Annotated in this window: 16 protein-coding genes; 5 read left to right on the top strand and 11 right to left on the bottom strand. The window is 40.9% G+C overall.

The genetic code is table 11. From position 1 onward, the window contains the following. Positions 1–4 precede the first annotated feature (4 nt). The gene (gndA, locus tag BFM96_RS05110) at positions 5–1,429 is read right to left on the bottom strand and encodes an NADP-dependent phosphogluconate dehydrogenase (RefSeq protein ID WP_068991184.1); all 1,425 of its coding nucleotides are present in this window, start codon (positions 1,427–1,429) and stop codon (positions 5–7) included. Positions 1,430–1,712: 283 nt separating this feature from the next. Next, positions 1,713–2,252, bottom strand: coding sequence for a YceD family protein (locus BFM96_RS05105; protein ID WP_068991181.1), 540 nt, complete (start codon positions 2,250–2,252; stop codon positions 1,713–1,715). Positions 2,253–2,334: 82 nt separating this feature from the next. Between BFM96_RS05105 and BFM96_RS10830 the strand changes: the two genes are divergently transcribed. From BFM96_RS10830 to BFM96_RS05095, 3 genes are all read left to right on the top strand, one after another. Further along, entirely contained in the window at positions 2,335–2,628 is a 294-nt protein-coding gene (locus tag BFM96_RS10830) for a helix-turn-helix domain-containing protein (RefSeq protein ID WP_083201745.1), read from the top strand. A gap of 69 nt (positions 2,629–2,697) precedes the next feature. Beyond that, positions 2,698–3,201: an Rgg family transcriptional regulator gene (locus BFM96_RS05100; RefSeq protein ID WP_229676521.1), complete on the top strand. Its 504-nt coding sequence runs from the start codon at positions 2,698–2,700 to the stop codon at positions 3,199–3,201. Positions 3,202–3,321: 120 nt separating this feature from the next. Continuing rightward, positions 3,322–4,548 (top strand): MFS transporter, encoded by a 1,227-nt coding sequence (locus BFM96_RS05095; protein ID WP_068991179.1) that lies wholly within the window; start codon positions 3,322–3,324, stop codon positions 4,546–4,548. A gap of 754 nt (positions 4,549–5,302) precedes the next feature. Here BFM96_RS05095 and BFM96_RS05090 read toward each other — a convergent pair. From BFM96_RS05090 to BFM96_RS05075, 4 genes are all read right to left on the bottom strand, one after another. After that, positions 5,303–6,229 carry an aldo/keto reductase gene (locus BFM96_RS05090; protein ID WP_068991176.1) on the bottom strand — a complete coding sequence of 309 codons (927 nt, stop codon included), beginning with the start codon at positions 6,227–6,229 and terminating at the stop codon, positions 5,303–5,305. Between the two features lie 63 nt (positions 6,230–6,292). After that, a complete protein-coding gene (gene hpf, locus BFM96_RS05085; protein WP_068991173.1) occupies positions 6,293–6,835 on the bottom strand; it encodes a ribosome hibernation-promoting factor, HPF/YfiA family in 543 nt (180 codons plus the stop codon). A 77-nt stretch (positions 6,836–6,912) separates the two neighbouring features. After that, positions 6,913–7,581 carry a ComF family protein gene (locus tag BFM96_RS05080; protein ID WP_068991168.1) on the bottom strand — a complete coding sequence of 223 codons (669 nt, stop codon included), beginning with the start codon at positions 7,579–7,581 and terminating at the stop codon, positions 6,913–6,915. After that, positions 7,578–8,879, bottom strand: coding sequence for a DEAD/DEAH box helicase (locus BFM96_RS05075; protein ID WP_068991167.1), 1,302 nt, complete (start codon positions 8,877–8,879; stop codon positions 7,578–7,580). The genes BFM96_RS05080 and BFM96_RS05075 overlap by 4 nt, the downstream gene beginning before the upstream one ends. 54 nt (positions 8,880–8,933) lie before the next feature. Between BFM96_RS05075 and BFM96_RS05070 the strand changes: the two genes are divergently transcribed. Further along, positions 8,934–9,566 carry a YigZ family protein gene (locus BFM96_RS05070; RefSeq protein ID WP_068991164.1) on the top strand — a complete coding sequence of 211 codons (633 nt, stop codon included), beginning with the start codon at positions 8,934–8,936 and terminating at the stop codon, positions 9,564–9,566. Positions 9,567–9,671: 105 nt separating this feature from the next. Next, entirely contained in the window at positions 9,672–10,601 is a 930-nt protein-coding gene (cysK, locus tag BFM96_RS05065; protein ID WP_068991161.1) for a cysteine synthase A, read from the top strand. 163 nt (positions 10,602–10,764) lie between these two features. On the opposite strand, the gene BFM96_RS05060 is transcribed toward cysK, so the two are convergent. From BFM96_RS05060 to liaF, 5 genes are all read right to left on the bottom strand, one after another. After that, a complete protein-coding gene (locus BFM96_RS05060) occupies positions 10,765–11,124 on the bottom strand; it encodes a S1 RNA-binding domain-containing protein (protein ID WP_068991158.1) in 360 nt (119 codons plus the stop codon). Then, a complete protein-coding gene (locus tag BFM96_RS05055) occupies positions 11,121–12,524 on the bottom strand; it encodes a bifunctional Cof-type HAD-IIB family hydrolase/peptidylprolyl isomerase (RefSeq protein WP_068991155.1) in 1,404 nt (467 codons plus the stop codon). Before BFM96_RS05055 ends, BFM96_RS05060 begins: the two co-directional genes overlap by 4 nt. A 76-nt stretch (positions 12,525–12,600) precedes the next feature. Next, a complete protein-coding gene (locus BFM96_RS05050; protein ID WP_068991152.1) occupies positions 12,601–13,233 on the bottom strand; it encodes a response regulator transcription factor in 633 nt (210 codons plus the stop codon). Then, the gene (locus BFM96_RS05045) at positions 13,214–14,230 is read right to left on the bottom strand and encodes a sensor histidine kinase (protein ID WP_068991149.1); all 1,017 of its coding nucleotides are present in this window, start codon (positions 14,228–14,230) and stop codon (positions 13,214–13,216) included. Before BFM96_RS05045 ends, BFM96_RS05050 begins: the two co-directional genes overlap by 20 nt. Then, positions 14,227–14,925, bottom strand: coding sequence for a cell wall-active antibiotics response protein LiaF (liaF, locus tag BFM96_RS05040; protein ID WP_068991146.1), 699 nt, complete (start codon positions 14,923–14,925; stop codon positions 14,227–14,229). Before liaF ends, BFM96_RS05045 begins: the two co-directional genes overlap by 4 nt. Positions 14,926–15,147: the final 222 nt, after the last annotated feature.

Below are 15,147 nucleotides of genomic sequence, written 5' to 3'. Positions count from 1 at the left end.
CTTCCTATTTTTCATCATACCATGAATAATGGTACACTCCCTCTTTATCCTTACGCTCGTAAGTGTGTGCTCCAAAATAATCACGCTGTGCTTGAATCAAGTTTGCTGGCAAATTCTCAGCACGGTAGCTATCAAAGTAAGCAATGGCACTTGAGAAGGTTGGCACAGGTACTCCTGCTTGGACTGCCAAGGCTACCACATCACGAACTGCTTGTTGGTAGTTCGCTGTGATATCCATGAAGTACTCATCCAAGAGAAGGTTCGCCAAGTCTTCGTCACGTCCATAGGCATCGGTAATCTTTTGCAAGAAACGTGCGCGAATGATACAGCCTGCACGCCAGATTTTTGCGATTTCGCCAAATGGAAGATTCCAATTGTTTTCTTTAGAAGCTACACGTAATTGGGCAAAGCCTTGGGCATACGACATGATTTTTGAGAAGTAAAGGGCTTGACGGATTTTTTCAATCAATTCAGCCTTATCCCCTTCATACTGGAATGGTGCTGGTTTTGGTAAGACCTTGCTGGCATGTACCCGCTCTTCTTTGTAGGTTGAGATATAACGAGCAAAGACAGATTCTGTAATCAAAGGTAGCGGAACGCCCAAGTCAAGGGCAGATTGACTTGTCCACTTACCAGTCCCTTTATTGCCAGCTGCGTCTAAGATATAGTCAACGATTGGTCCGTCTTGGCCTTCATCATCTTTGCGTTTTAAGATATCAGCTGTGATTTCAATCAAGTAACTATCCAGCTCTCCTTGGTTCCAATCAGTAAAAATGTCTGCCATTTCAGTCGCTGAAAGTCCAAGCAAGTGTTGCATCAAGTCATAGCTTTCTGCAATCAACTGCATATCTCCGTACTCAATTCCATTGTGAACCATTTTGACATAGTGACCAGCACCATCTGGACCGATATAAGTTACACATGGTGCACCGTCTTCAGGAGCTTTAGCAGAAATTTCTTCTAAGACATCTGCTACCAAGTCATAGGCTTCTTTTTGACCGCCTGGCATGATTGAAGGGCCTTCAAGAGCACCTTTTTCACCACCAGATACGCCTGTTCCGATGAAGTTGATGCCTGAATTGGCCAATTCTTCGCTACGACGGATAGTATCTTTATAGAAGGTATTTCCACCGTCAATCAAGATATCTCCCTTATCCAAATAAGGAAGAAGGGCTTGGATAGTCGCATCTGTTCCAGGACCAGCTTGTACCATAAGCATAATCCGGCGTGGACTTTCGATAGAAGCTACAAATGATTCGATATCATAGCTCGGTACAAAGTTTTTCTCTGGATGGCTCTTGATCACATCCTCAGTCTTTTCCTTACTGCGATTATAGATAGCGACACGATAGCCACGAGATTCAATATTCAAGGCAAGATTGCGACCCATTACGGCCATTCCTACAACACCAAAGTTTGCTTTTGTCATTTGGATTCTCCTCTGCATAGTTTGTTCTATTTTACCATTTTATAGACTTAAAGAAAAGTATTTCACTTGAAATTCCCACTCGCCAAAAAAGCTGAACTAAAAGTCCAGCCTTTCATATAGGAATTAAGCAAAGCAGTTGAAGGCAGTGATTGGTGGACAAAATGTTCGCTTGCTAAGTTTACTCAACTATGTGAGCGGGACTGAAATCATCTAAGGGATTAGTCTGTAAGCTAGAAAGCGAGCCATTTTTAATCATTCGAGTTGTTTTCTGTCCTCATGCTTGTTAGTCTTCGTCAAAAAGCTGCTGCAAACCGGCAAAGGGGCTATTTTCTGCTTTTTGAGCTTTTTGCTGACGTTCGTAGTCCTCTTCCGTCAAGACCTGCCAATTTTGCCCAGAAGGCATATCCGCAGACCGCTCTTCCTCTTCCGTCAAGACTTTTAAAGGAATATTTAGTAAAATATTGTCTGCAACGCTTTCTGATACATCAATATCATCTCCCTCAATCGGTAAAACCAGCTCTTCTTCGATCAATTCTTGTTTGACAGGACTGCTATCTGTCTCCATAAAGATCTCCTGAACCAGATAAGTTTCTTTTTTCGCCACAGGCTCCATACTTCGGCTAGACGCCAGTACAATGGTATAAGAAAGAGTATAATCTAAAAAATAAAGGGCGTCTTCGTAGCGAACCGTTCCTTTGACCGCAATCTCTTTCACATCTAAAATCTCCGCATTTCGAGCTTTTAATGCTTCTGCCAGCTCCAACTGTTGGTCAAAAGAAAGACCCTCAGAATTTTTCTTAATTTCTTGAATATTGAGCTTCATTGTCATTTCCTTTTTTTCTTTTATTATATCATGTTTCCTTGAAATTTTGGTATACTAATTCCAATGTAAGAAAGGTGTTTTTATGAAATCATTCGGAGAGGTGTTTAAACAGATCCGTGTTTCACATCAGCTATCTCTCACACAAGCAGCTGGCGATATTTGCTCCAAGTCCATGCTCTCTCGCTTTGAGAGTGGTAATCATGACATCGGTGCCCAAAAATTAGTCGCTCTTTTGGAGAATATTCACACTGATATTGAAGAATTTGTCTTTCTCTGTCGCTCCTATCAGGTGCAACCTAACAAGGCAATTTTTAAACAGCTTGAACAGGCTTTAGATGTGACAGATACCAGTAAGCTCCACCGACTTTATCAATAGGAAATAGAACTTTATCAAGCGAATAAGCAAGACATCCACAGGCTAAATGCCCTTCATATCAAGGCTTTCATGAAAGGAATCGACTCAAGCCACGTCAAAGCCACGAAAGAAGAAATGGATTTTCTCTATAACTACCTTTTTTCTATCGAGCATTGGGGAAACTATGAACTGCGACTCTTTTCTAGCTGCACTCCCTTCCTATCTCCTAAACTCTACTCCCAATATGCGACAGAGATGCTTGAGCATGTGGATACGCAAAATGCTCTAGAATCCCACAGCACCTTCATTCACAACATACTCTTAAATGGATTTTTTCTTTGTATTGAAAAAGATAACCTAAAGCTCGCCAGATATTTTGATGAAAAAATCCAAGAACATTTCTATAAGGAAAACGAAACCTATCTGAGAACCGTTTATCTCTTTGCCAAAGGTATGTTTGTTTATAAATTTGAAGATCAAACACAAGGAAAGAGCCTCATGACGAAAGCCCTTAGCATATTTGACATCTTGGCATGCAAGGACAGCTTATGCTACTATCAAGAAGCCATGAAAGAGCTACTCACGAAGGACTAACCATCTTTTTGAAAAATATCGTTGAAAATATGCAACTTATTTCCAATTTCATTCATTTAATGTATAATAAAAACAAGCAGAAAGAACACTCTTTCTAAACGATATACAAAGGAGAATCTTATGAAACTTGCTCTTCGAAATAAATTTTTCGCCTTTATCAGTCTATCTCGCTTTTTCAATACGACAGGAGCTAGCATTTACAATTTGGTATTTGTAGTTTTTGCAGCCAGCATGCCCAATCCAAGTCGTGCTATTGCCCTCGCAAATATCATCGTCCTCATCCCGACCTTCTTTACGATTTTTGTTGGAATCAAGGCTGATAAAACTAAAGAAAAAGCCAAATGGCTCATTCAGATTGGCTATTTGCAGGCTGGGATTTTCTTAGCCATTGCACTACTAACCAAAACTCCTACCTACTTGGCCTTTTCCATCATCTGTCTCTTTAATATCTTCTCAGATATGCTCAGTGATTTTCGAAGTGGCCTACAAATGCCCATGATTCAAAAAAATATCGCTGAAGAAGACTTGATGGAATCCTACTCCTTCACCCAACTGCTCTCCGTGGCTTGCGGACTGATTGGTCAAGGTATCGGGGTCTGGCTCCTAGCTATCAGTCACCAAAATTTCACCCTCGTTGCCTTGGTCAATGCCCTTGCCTTTCTTCTTTCTTCCAGTATTCTCTACTTTGTCCGTAGCCAATTAACCTACGAGACTGTTGACACTGCTGAGGAGGAAGTTTCATTCACCGAACGTTTGAAATCTATCTATAGCAATGCCAAGCTCATTTTCAATCAAACAGACAATGGCGGATTTCTCTCTCTGCTCTTTGCAATTTTAGCTGTCAATGCTCTTGGCGGATCCATCTCAGCACTTTATAACCTCTATCTCTTGGACAATCCGCTCTTTGGTCTCACCTTCAGTCAATCTCTTTTTCTCATCGAAATCATCAACATTGTGGGTATGGTGCTGTCAAGCCTTACACCCAATGATTATTTTGCCAAACAGTCCATTGAAACGATCATCATTTGGATAGCCTTCAGCATGATTGGGTTGGGACTTAGTAATTTCCTTCATCTGTCTGCTCTTATTTCCCTAACCCTCATTGCCTTTATGATCTATCTGCTCTACAAGGTAAATCCTAAAATCCAAAGCATGCTCCTTAGCAGTGTCCCGTCAAATGTCCTCGCCCAGACATCCTCCTTCCTGAGTTTTCTTTTCTCTTTCTCTATTCCAGCTGGCACCATGCTCTTCACCAGCCTTGCCCTTTGGAATATGGACATCGCTTGGGCTAGCTTTAGTATTATCTCCCTCATAGCTCTCTATCTCTCTTATCGAATGAAGAAATAATGATTATCTATCACAAAACCACTCGCTGTTATTCATACGAGTGGTCAAAATGTAGACAAACATCAATTCTGATGTTTGTCTTTTTTAGTATATTGAAACAGAAACATACTTATTGTTGTTGGGATCAAAAGTAGTGATTTAATACATTTCCTACGGTTTGATGGGCGAAGTCTACTGATACTCTCTAAACATCAAAATCTGACTAGGTTCCACAAGTGAGAATTGTGGAAGGTTATCGATAAAACTAGCGTAGCTTGTGTTCTAAAAACCACGGATAGAACTAGAGTGAGCGAGTGATGTCAGATTTTGATTTTTGATGAGTATGAATTACTACTGCTGTTAAAATATAAGGCTCAAAGTAAAGGATAAAATCCTGAATTTTTCTATGGTGTTAGGCATTCCTTTTAGCTCTGAGTGCCTGCTGTCATTCATTGGTTTGAGCAAGAGGTCAGTTCCTTTGCTAGAAATTTATTATACAAAAATTTCTGATTTTGTTACGGATTACTTGTTTCATACCTACGGAGCTAAACAGACTAAAAATCACATGATTTAACAGATTAAGATAAAAGTCCAACCCTAAATATAAAAAACGAACAAAGCTAGTTTTCTGAATTTAAGAATCCTGTCTTGTTCGTTTTTTTATGTCTGATTTACCAAATTTTAGATTTAATGATAAAGAATTTTAAAAATCAAAATCTTTTTGTCACAGATTCTTTTTACATAAGCCATCCATCAAAAATTCATTGCATTAATACTAAGGCAGAGACTTGCCTGCTGCTAGATAGATCTCGTACCATTCTTTTCGAGTTAGTGAGATAGTAGTTGCTTCTGCTGCATCACGGACTCGTTCGATGTTTGTGGTTCCTATAATCGCTTGCATTTTTGCTGGATAGCGTAAAATCCAAGCAAGTGCAATCACCGTTGGGCTAACACCATATTCCAAGGCAAGGCGCTGTAACACTTCATTTAACCGACTATATTTTTCAGAATTCAAAAAGATCCCTTCGAAATATCCATGCTGGAGAACAGACCAAGCCTGTATCACCATATCTTGAAGACGGCAATATTCAAACACACTACCATCTCGCATATTTGCCGCAGAATCTTCCATATTGACATGAAATCCTGCATCAAAGGCTGGCGTAAAAGCAGCACTGAGCTGTAATTGATTGGTGACTAAAGGCTGCTTGATTCGAGTTTTTAACAATTCAATCATCATCGGATTTTGATTGGAAACTCCAAAATCACGGACTTTCCCCTGCTCCGTCAACAATTGAAATGCCTCAGCCACTTCCTCAGGCTCCATCAACGCATCTGGTCGGTGCAATAAAAGCGAATCCAATTGGTCAATCTTCAACCGTTGTAAAATCTGATCCACAGAGTCAAGAATATGTTTTTTGGAAAAATCAAAATAAGTAAATTCCTCTATTCGAATCCCACATTTGGACTGAATCCACATCTGGTCTCGTAAATCTGGTCGATTCTGCAATACTTGCCCTAAAATCTCTTCACACTTTCCCCGACCGTAGATATCTGCTAAATCAAAGGCATTGATTCCAACAGACAGCGCAGTTTCTACTAACTTTTCGACTTCTTTAACACTCATCTGAGAAATTCTCATCATTCCCAGAACAATTTGTGACAATTCCTTTTTTTCTGTGCCAAATTCAATATAGTTCATCCTTGTCTCCTCTCCTATTTATCTTGAGAAAAATCCCCCAGAAATCTCTGAGGGACTAAAAATTTATTTGACTTCTAACAAACCAACATCACCATCTTCACGGCGATAAAGGACATGAGTCGAATTATCTTCTACATCTGTATAGATAAAGAAGTCATGGCCCAATAGCTCCATTTGAAGAAGGGCTTCATCCAAATCCATTGGTTTCAAATCAATTTGTTTTGAGCGAACAACTTTTGCTCCCACTGTATCCGCATCTTCGACAAGAGCATCTGTAAAGAGCTGGCTAGTCGCTACTTTACTACGGTTTTTACGCTCAATCTTTGTTTTATTTTTGCGGATTTGACGCTCAATCTTATCAGTTACAAGGTCAATAGACCCATACATGTCTTGAGAAATATCCTCTGCCCGAAGAGTAATTGACCCAAGCGGAATTGTCACTTCAACTTTTGCTGTCTTTTCACGATAAACCTTCAAGTTTACACGCGCATGAAGTTCTTGAGATTCTTGGAAGTATTTCTCAATTTTTTCAAGTTTAGAAACTACGTAGTCACGGATTGCTTCTGTTACTTCGATATTTTCGCCACGGATACTATATTTAATCATATCAGTACCTTCTTTCTAAACATTTTGTTTTCTTTATTCTATTATAACGCTTTCATTCTTTTTTCGCAAGTATTTTCTTATCGTGCAAGTGAAAATGTCCGTACTCTTTTCACCCCGTTTTCCAAAAGAAGTTTCTTTGCTAAATGAAGTGTAGCTCCTGTCGTATAAATATCATCAATCAAAAGGATTTTCTCTGGAAGATTTTTCAAATCTCGGATTGAAAATACCTGTTGGGTCTGCAACCTTTCTTCTCGCGTTTTACTAGATTGGGCAAGGCTATCCTCTTTTTCCAACAAGTCACTATAAGAGAGCTTTGCTCCTTCTAAAAAAGCCGTTACTTGATTAAACCCTCTTTTTTGAAATCGATGACTGCTCACAGGTATGGGAACCAGTGTAAACTCCTTTTGGTACGGCTTTAAAGCACGGGAAAAAGTCCTTGCAAATACTCGATGAAGAGCATAATCACCTTGAAATTTATAGGTACTGAAATATTCTTTCATGGCTTGATTGTAGCGAAAACAGGCTTGATGCTCTATCATTTCTCCCTTTTTCTCCCACTCTTGACAATCAGAACAAAGTACATCTTCTCCTTCTTTCCAGCAACGTTCACAATGCTGCTCGCCAATCTCCTTAAACTCTGACATACAAGTATCACAGGTAAAAACAGCCTGCTTCTTCAAAAGAAGAAGGTCTAAAAAACGATAGTGTTGTTTCAAGGGATGGTGACAAAGCAAACAATGGTTCATAATCCTGCCTCCTGATTCATCTGTTTAATTTCTTGAATGGCTTTTTCAATCGCTTGATTGGTGCCATCTTGAAAGAAATAGAGAGCACCTGTTGGCCTCTCCATACTCCGTCCCACACGGCCACTGATTTGTACCAGGGCACTTCGTGTAAACAAGCGATGATTGGCTTCAAGTACAAAGACGTCTACACAAGGAAAAGTAACTCCTCGCTCCAAAATAGTTGTAGACACCAAGATGGTTAATTCCTTCTGGCGAAATTGCTCGACCAATTCTAAGCGATTTTCCGTGGTTGAGGCGACGAACCCCACACGTTCATCTGGGAAATATTTCTGTAAAACAGCTGCAAATGCTTGCCCTCGCTTGATTTCCGATGCAAAGATTAACAAGGGAAAGCCAGTCCTCCTCTGCTGATCAATCATTTTTTCCAATCTTGGAGGAAGTTGATTTTTTGACAGATAGGTTTGAAAATTTGCCAACCAAACCTTCTGCGGTACGATGAGCGCATTGCCGTGGAAGCGGCGAGGCAAACTGAGACGTTTCAAAGTTCCTTTTCGAACCTTTCTATCCAATTCATCTGTTGAGGTAGCTGTCAAAAAAACAGTCTGACCATCTTTTTTGACCGATTGGGAAACAGCGTGATAAAGCATAGGATTATCCACATAGGGAAAAGCATCCACCTCATCAACGACCAACAAATCAAACGCCTGATAAAACTTTAATAACTGATGAGTAGTAGCAATGACTAGAGGACTCCGAAAATAGGGTTCTGATTCCCCATGAAGGAGGGAAATGGGACAAGAAAAATCTTCTTTTAACCGACGATACAACTCCAAGCAGACATCAATTCGTGGACTGGCCATACAAACAGCTCCTCCGCTATCAATCACACTAGCAACCAAGGGATAAATCATCTCTGTCTTTCCAGCACCTGTGACCGCATGAACCAAGGTATTCTCTCTTTTTTCCCATGCCGCAAGTAGCCCTTCTGAAACCTTATGTTGAAACTCTGTCAGCTGCCCTGTCCATTTTAAAACCTGCTGAGAAGGATAGGCTTCCTGTGGAAAATAATAGAGAGGCTCATCGCTACGAACACGACCTAATAACAAACACTCTCGGCAATAATAAGCCCCTACAGGCAGCCTGGATAATTCCTTATCCACAGGACTCCAACAACGACTGCACCGCAACTCCCCCTTAGACTCCACCATGCTAGGAAGCCGCTCTGCTATGTCTCGCAACTCCTCTGGTAACTGCTGGCTAGTAAACAAACGCCCTAAACAATCTTTTCTTTCCATCATACCTATTCATTCGTAGAGTTTGGCAAAAAAGAAGTTTTTTTGTACAATAGGACTATGGAAATCAGAACAATCAAAGAGGACGGTCAAGTCCAAGAAGACATCAAAAAATCTCGCTTTATTTGCCATGTGAAACGTGTGGAAACCGAGGAAGAAGCTCGAGATTTTATTACTCAGATAAAAAAAGAACACTATAAGGCCACCCATAATTGCTCGGCCTTTATCATCGGGGAAAAGAGTGAAATCAAACGAACCAGCGATGATGGGGAGCCTAGTGGAACAGCTGGCGTCCCTATGCTGGGGGTCCTAGAAAATCACAATCTCACCAACATCTGCGTCGTTGTAACTCGCTATTTTGGCGGAATTAAGCTAGGAGCTGGAGGGCTAATTCGAGCTTATGCTGGCAGTGTCGCCTTGGCTGTAAAGGAAATCGGGCTGGTTGATATTAAAGAACAGGCAGGGCTTGCAATTACCATGACCTACAGCCAATATCAAGAATTCCCCAATTTCCTCAAAGAAATGTCTTTAGAGGAATACGAAACAGAGTTCACAGACCAGGTTTCTTCCCTCATCTATGTTGATAAGGAAGAAAAAGAAACCATCAAGAGCGGACTGGTTGAATTTTTCCATGGGAAAATCCAGTGCTACGACCAAGGATTAAGGGAGGTAGAAGTCCCTGTTGCTCTATAAGATAAGAAAAAGTTATCACCGCGATAACTTTTTTATATTTTACAAATCTGCCCCCTCGTTCTATACTGGTTAGTAGAAGTCATTCTAAAGAAAAGAGGTATTGATATGGCTATTTATCAAACGATTACAGATTTAATTGGGCAGACACCAATTGTGAAACTAAACCGCCTTGTGCCTAAAGACGCCGCTGATGTCTATGTCAAGCTAGAGGCCTTTAATCCTGGCTCTTCTGTCAAGGACCGGATTGCCCTTAGTATGATTGAAAAAGCAGAGCAAGACGGTATTTTACAGCCCGGTGCAACTATTGTCGAAGCAACGAGTGGCAATACAGGTATTGGACTTTCTTGGGTTGGTGCTGCCAAAGGCTACAAGGTCGTCATTGTCATGCCAGAAACCATGAGTGTGGAACGCCGTAAAATTATCCAAGCCTATGGAGCTGAGCTCGTCCTAACTCCAGGTAGCGAAGGAATGAAGGGAGCTATTGCCAAAGCACAAGAAATTGCGAAGGAAAGAAATGGTTTTCTACCGCTTCAATTCAACAATCCTGCTAATCCAGAAATCCATGAAAAAACAACAGGCGTGGAAATTCTGGAAGCCTTTGACGGCCAAGCACTTGACGCCTTCGTAGCAGGAGTAGGAACGGGGGGAACCATCTCTGGTGTTGCTCGTACTTTGAAAGCTGCTCGTCCAGAACTTCAAGTCTTTGCAGTGGAAGCAAATGAATCAGCTATCTTATCAGGCGAACAACCTGGACCTCATAAAATCCAAGGAATTTCAGCTGGCTTTATCCCTGATACCCTTGATACCAATGCCTATGACGGGATTGTCCGTGTAGCGTCTGACCAAGCGATTGCATTGGGTCGTGAAATCGGTGGGCAAGAAGGCTTCCTTGTAGGAATCTCCTCTGCAGCCGCTATCTTTGCAGCCATTGAAGTCGCTAAAAAACTAGGGAAAGGAAAAACAGTCCTTGCGATTGCCCCAGATAATGGGGAACGCTACCTCTCTACCGCACTTTACGATTTCCCAATTGACTAACTCCTTATAATCTTAAAAATCCATGCAAGTAACTCTTAAAGAATTATTCGCATGGATTTTTTTGGTTCCTACATTATACAAGAAAGCAAAAAAATCAAACAAGAGAACTGAAGCAAACATTTTCAGTTCTCCTAGATTTTTAGGTAAAATATTTTGGTTTTCTCTATTGTCTCTCTTTTAGGAAGGTTAAGCTTTCCTCTATCCAAATCGGTAGCTGTTTAGCCAGAGGGGCAAAGCCATACTTATGATGAGCATTTGAGAAGCGGTGATAACGAGGAAGTCTGTGCTTTTCCTCTTCCAACGTTCGCATAGATAAACTAGCTTTTTGAGTGTATTCATCAAAATCGACCACTTGAACCTGAACTTCCTGTCCAAGTTGCAACAACTCATGAATATTTGCAATATAGCCTGTCTTAATCTCAGAGATGTGAATCAAGCCTACCACTTGATTGTCCAATTCAACAAAGGCACCGTAAGGCTGAATTCCTGTGATTTTTCCTGTCAATTTATCACCGATTTTCATGCCTCTATCACTTCAATCCCTTCTATGATGACGTCTTCCAAAGGTTTGTCCATAGCTCCTGTCTCCACAGCTGCAATCGCATCGAGTGTTTGATAAGACTTTTCATCCATCAATTGGCCAAATACCGTATGACGACGATCCAGATGAGGAGTTCCTCCTTCTTTTGCATAGACAGCCGCAATAGCCTCAGGCCAACCTCCGCGACTTAATTCCTTTTTAGAGTAAGGAAGAGAAGAGTTCTGAACAATAAAGAATTGACTGCCATTGGTATTTGGTCCCGCATTGGCCATGGAAAGGGCTCCGCGAATATTGTATAACTCTGGTGAAAATTCATCTTCAAAAGCTTCTCCATAAATGGACTCACCACCCATACCAGTACCAGTCGGATCTCCCCCTTGAATCATGAAATCTTCAATAATTCGGTGGAAAATCACACCATCGTAGTAACCATCTTTTGCTAGAGCTACAAAGTTTGCGACTGTTTTTGGAGCATGGTCAGCAAAGAGCTTGATACGCAACTCTCCATGGTTGGTATGAATTGTCGCTACTGGCCCTTTTGTATGTTCCACATCTAATTGAGGAAATTGCAATTCTGCCTCAACCAAGCCAAGCTGCTCCAAGGCTTTGAAAATACCGTCTTCTTCGACCGTCTCTGTTACATAATCTGCAGCCTCCTTGACTTTCTCATGGGCAAGCCCCATTGCAATGCTCATCCCAGCGTAATCAAATAGCTCCAAATCATTGAGTCCATCTCCAAAAACCAAGACATTTTCTGGTTTCAATCCCAAATGCTCAACTACTTTGGCGACACCCACTGCTTTTGAGCCGTCAATAGCGACAACATCGGATGAGTGTTCATGCCAACGAACCAAACGAAGCTGTTCGGATAAATCATCCTTCAACGCCAGGCTATCTCCTCGGTTCTCAAATGTAAACAGTTGATAAACATCCTGTTCCTGATAAAAATCTGGATTGACTGGTAAATCTTGATAAATGACATCCATGGCTTCGCTAATCATCTCGTTGCGATTGGACAAAGCTGCCTCAGCATTGTTGATAAATCCATAATCAATCCCGACTTCCTTTGCCCAGTGGACGTACTCTTCCACCAAATCTTTTTCTAATATATGTTGATAAATTGCCTCACCCTTCTTATTTTCAACATGAGCACCATTTAAGGTGACCAAAAAATCTGGGTTCAGAGCCTTGATTTCAGGAACTACACCAAAGCCTGCTCGACCTGTGGCAATGCCCGTCATGATTCCGTTGTCCTGTAATTGCTTAAAAACCGTCTGAATCGACTCGGGCATATAGCCAGTTTCTTTCACTCGCAAGGTATCATCAATATCAAAAAAGACCAGTTTAATTTTCTTTGCTTTGTATTTTAATTTGGCGTTCATTCCTTCTCCCTCTAATCGTCTTAACTCTATGAACATTAACCTTCGATAGTTAAAACGTGCTTTTTCTATTATACCATTAAATTTCTTCTTGTGGCACTAAATGATGTTGAAAGGCATAGACAACTGCCTGTGTGCGGTCACTCACCTCTAATTTCGCAAGAATATTAGAAACATGGGTTTTTACCGTTTTTAGAGAGATGAACAGTTCATCTGCAATCCGTTGATTTTCATACCCTTTTGCGAGCAGACCTAGAATATCGCGTTCTCGTGCGGTTAACTCATCATGCAAGGCTAGCTGATTTCGCCGATTCTCTACTTTTTTCTTCACCTCGGTCTCGATAGCTAGCTCTCCCTTCGCCACTTTTCGAATACCAGCCAAAATAGTGTCCGCACTGGATGTTTTCAGAAGATAGCCCCTAGCTCCCGCATCTAGGACAGGAGAGATTTTTTCATTATCCAGGTAAGAAGTCAATATCACAATCTTTGCTTCCTTCCATTTTTTAAGCAGCTCTAGGGTTGCCTCAATCCCATCCATCTCTGGCATGACAATATCCATCACAACCACATCTGGTCGAAACTCCAAGGCTTTCTCCACCCCTTCACGGCCATTGGAAGCTTCCGCGATGACTTCTACATCTTCTTGCATATCCAAATAACTTTTTAGTCCCAGACGGACCATCTCATGATCGTCAATCAATAAAATCTTCATGATTTTTCCCTTTCCACAATGGTACTCGTATAGCGATGGATACTCCTTGCTTGGGAGCTGTCAGTAGTTGCAACTCACCTGCCATGTCCTGCACTCGCTCCTCGATATTTTTCAATCCATAGCTTAGCTCATCGGTCTTTCCTTGTTCAAAGCCAATGCCATCATCAACCATTTTCAACTGCAGCTCTTGATCCATTTGATAAAGGTAGACATCTAACCGAGAGGCATTAGCATGGCGTAGCGTATTGCTAATGATTTCCTGAGCAATCCGAAAAATATGCTCTTCTACTTGCTTAGGAATTTCTTCCACTCGGTGTTTGAAATGAACCTCAATCTCGCTCTTATCTGTCAATTCCTTTAAGATAAGCTCTAGTCCGGCAACCAAACTCCGCCCTTCCAGCTCCATCGGACGCAAATGAAGGAGCAAAATCCGCAAATCTTTTTGAGCTGTATCTAATAATCCTGCAACGCTATCTAACTGCAGACCAAGTTGCTCCTGACTTATTTTCCCTGCCTGACCTTTGACACCGGATAAAATCATGGTTGCTGCAAATAATTCTTGACTCACGGTATCATGTAAATCTCGCGCAATACGCTTGCGTTCTTTTTCAACAATCACTTCCTCTAGCTGCAAGGCTTTATTTTCAGACTTCTGCACATTTTCAGCCAGAGTTTGGTACTTCTCTCGCAATTCCTGAAAAGATTGGTCCACATCGCTCACATCAAAGGACTTTAAGGATTTCCCAGAAAGAATACTCTGTAAATTTGTTTGTACTTGACTAAATAGCAAATAACGCAGGGTTTTGATCAATAAAAAAATCAAACAAGCCAAGGACAGGGTTACCACACACATGAAGAAAACAAACTTTTCTATCCGCTCCAAATCCCCAACAATAAAAGCCCAATCCAGTCCAAAAAGATTAAACAGATAGTAAAGTAAAAAGCCAATCACCAAAAAGATATAAATCGAGGTTAAAGCATAGTAGGCTTTTTTCATCGTCTCACCACCTCTACATTTCCTACAAAGGTCGCAAGAACAATCTTGACAGTCTTATTAGCTGTTTCAAAGTCTGGCGTCGTAAGCGTTAGATTTTCATTGCGGAGGTCATAGACGGGCTGATCCAAGAAGGTCAATTCTCCATAAAGATGATTGACATTTAAACGAACCCCGACATCCACCGGTAGGATAATTTTTGTATTCCCAGCTATTTTTCGTAGGATAATCACATTATCATGCTGGGCAACGATGATTTTTTCCAGATGAATCGTGTCCTGTCCGGCGAAACGAAACAGATTAATATCGTCAAATCGGCACTGCTTTTGCTCTGCAAAATGATGCAAATTTCCTAGCCAACGATTTTTCTCCGTCTTTTTTCCAAGAGTATCCTCAAATACTAGGTCAGTCGTCGTATCTTCCTTATAAAGATAAGGAGCAGCCACAATCATCCCATACACAAGGGCAAATAGCATGGCAGCAATGACAAAGGGATTGAGCATCATGGCAAAAAAGAGCAATAAACTGGAACCAACCAATAATACATTTGTTTTTTGCTTGCCAAAATAGTAATAAACAAACAACAGAAAGAGAACCAAAAAGAGGAGCAATCGCGAAAAATGCCCCGATAAAATCGTTACCAGTGCAAGGCTTAATAAAATCGCCTCAACCAATAGAAAAAATTGCAATTTCCGCATATCCGTATCCTTTCTCCCTCTATTGTATCAAAATTCTATGATTTTTCCTCCTTCTGAAGTAGGAAATCACTAACTTTGCATCTGTCAAATCTAGCCTCACTGTTATAAATTATGAACACGCTAAATACTGAAAAATGATAGTTAATTTTTTTGTACTCGTCACCCTTCAAAATCTGACGTTGTTAACTCACCTTGGTTTCTCCCAAACTCGTTGGAAATAAG

Origin of the sequence: Streptococcus himalayensis, assembly GCF_001708305.1 — a bacterium.
Taxonomy (GTDB): domain Bacteria; phylum Bacillota; class Bacilli; order Lactobacillales; family Streptococcaceae; genus Streptococcus; species Streptococcus himalayensis.
Note: the sequence above shows the minus strand (reverse complement) of the source record. Positions and strands in the feature narration are given on the sequence as shown.

Coding starts and splice junctions, on each gene's coding strand:
- gndA (WP_068991184.1), bottom strand. CDS start 1,429: ATGACAAAAGCAAACTTTGGTGTTGTAGGAATGGCCGTAATGGGTCGC.
- BFM96_RS05105 (WP_068991181.1), bottom strand. CDS start 2,252: ATGAAGCTCAATATTCAAGAAATTAAGAAAAATTCTGAGGGTCTTTCT.
- BFM96_RS10830 (WP_083201745.1), top strand. CDS start 2,335: ATGAAATCATTCGGAGAGGTGTTTAAACAGATCCGTGTTTCACATCAG.
- BFM96_RS05100 (WP_229676521.1), top strand. CDS start 2,698: ATGAAAGGAATCGACTCAAGCCACGTCAAAGCCACGAAAGAAGAAATG.
- BFM96_RS05095 (WP_068991179.1), top strand. CDS start 3,322: ATGAAACTTGCTCTTCGAAATAAATTTTTCGCCTTTATCAGTCTATCT.
- BFM96_RS05090 (WP_068991176.1), bottom strand. CDS start 6,229: ATGAACTATATTGAATTTGGCACAGAAAAAAAGGAATTGTCACAAATT.
- hpf (WP_068991173.1), bottom strand. CDS start 6,835: ATGATTAAATATAGTATCCGTGGCGAAAATATCGAAGTAACAGAAGCA.
- BFM96_RS05080 (WP_068991168.1), bottom strand. CDS start 7,581: ATGAACCATTGTTTGCTTTGTCACCATCCCTTGAAACAACACTATCGT.
- BFM96_RS05075 (WP_068991167.1), bottom strand. CDS start 8,879: ATGATGGAAAGAAAAGATTGTTTAGGGCGTTTGTTTACTAGCCAGCAG.
- BFM96_RS05070 (WP_068991164.1), top strand. CDS start 8,934: ATGGAAATCAGAACAATCAAAGAGGACGGTCAAGTCCAAGAAGACATC.
- cysK (WP_068991161.1), top strand. CDS start 9,672: ATGGCTATTTATCAAACGATTACAGATTTAATTGGGCAGACACCAATT.
- BFM96_RS05060 (WP_068991158.1), bottom strand. CDS start 11,124: ATGAAAATCGGTGATAAATTGACAGGAAAAATCACAGGAATTCAGCCT.
- BFM96_RS05055 (WP_068991155.1), bottom strand. CDS start 12,524: ATGAACGCCAAATTAAAATACAAAGCAAAGAAAATTAAACTGGTCTTT.
- BFM96_RS05050 (WP_068991152.1), bottom strand. CDS start 13,233: ATGAAGATTTTATTGATTGACGATCATGAGATGGTCCGTCTGGGACTA.
- BFM96_RS05045 (WP_068991149.1), bottom strand. CDS start 14,230: ATGAAAAAAGCCTACTATGCTTTAACCTCGATTTATATCTTTTTGGTG.
- liaF (WP_068991146.1), bottom strand. CDS start 14,925: ATGCGGAAATTGCAATTTTTTCTATTGGTTGAGGCGATTTTATTAAGC.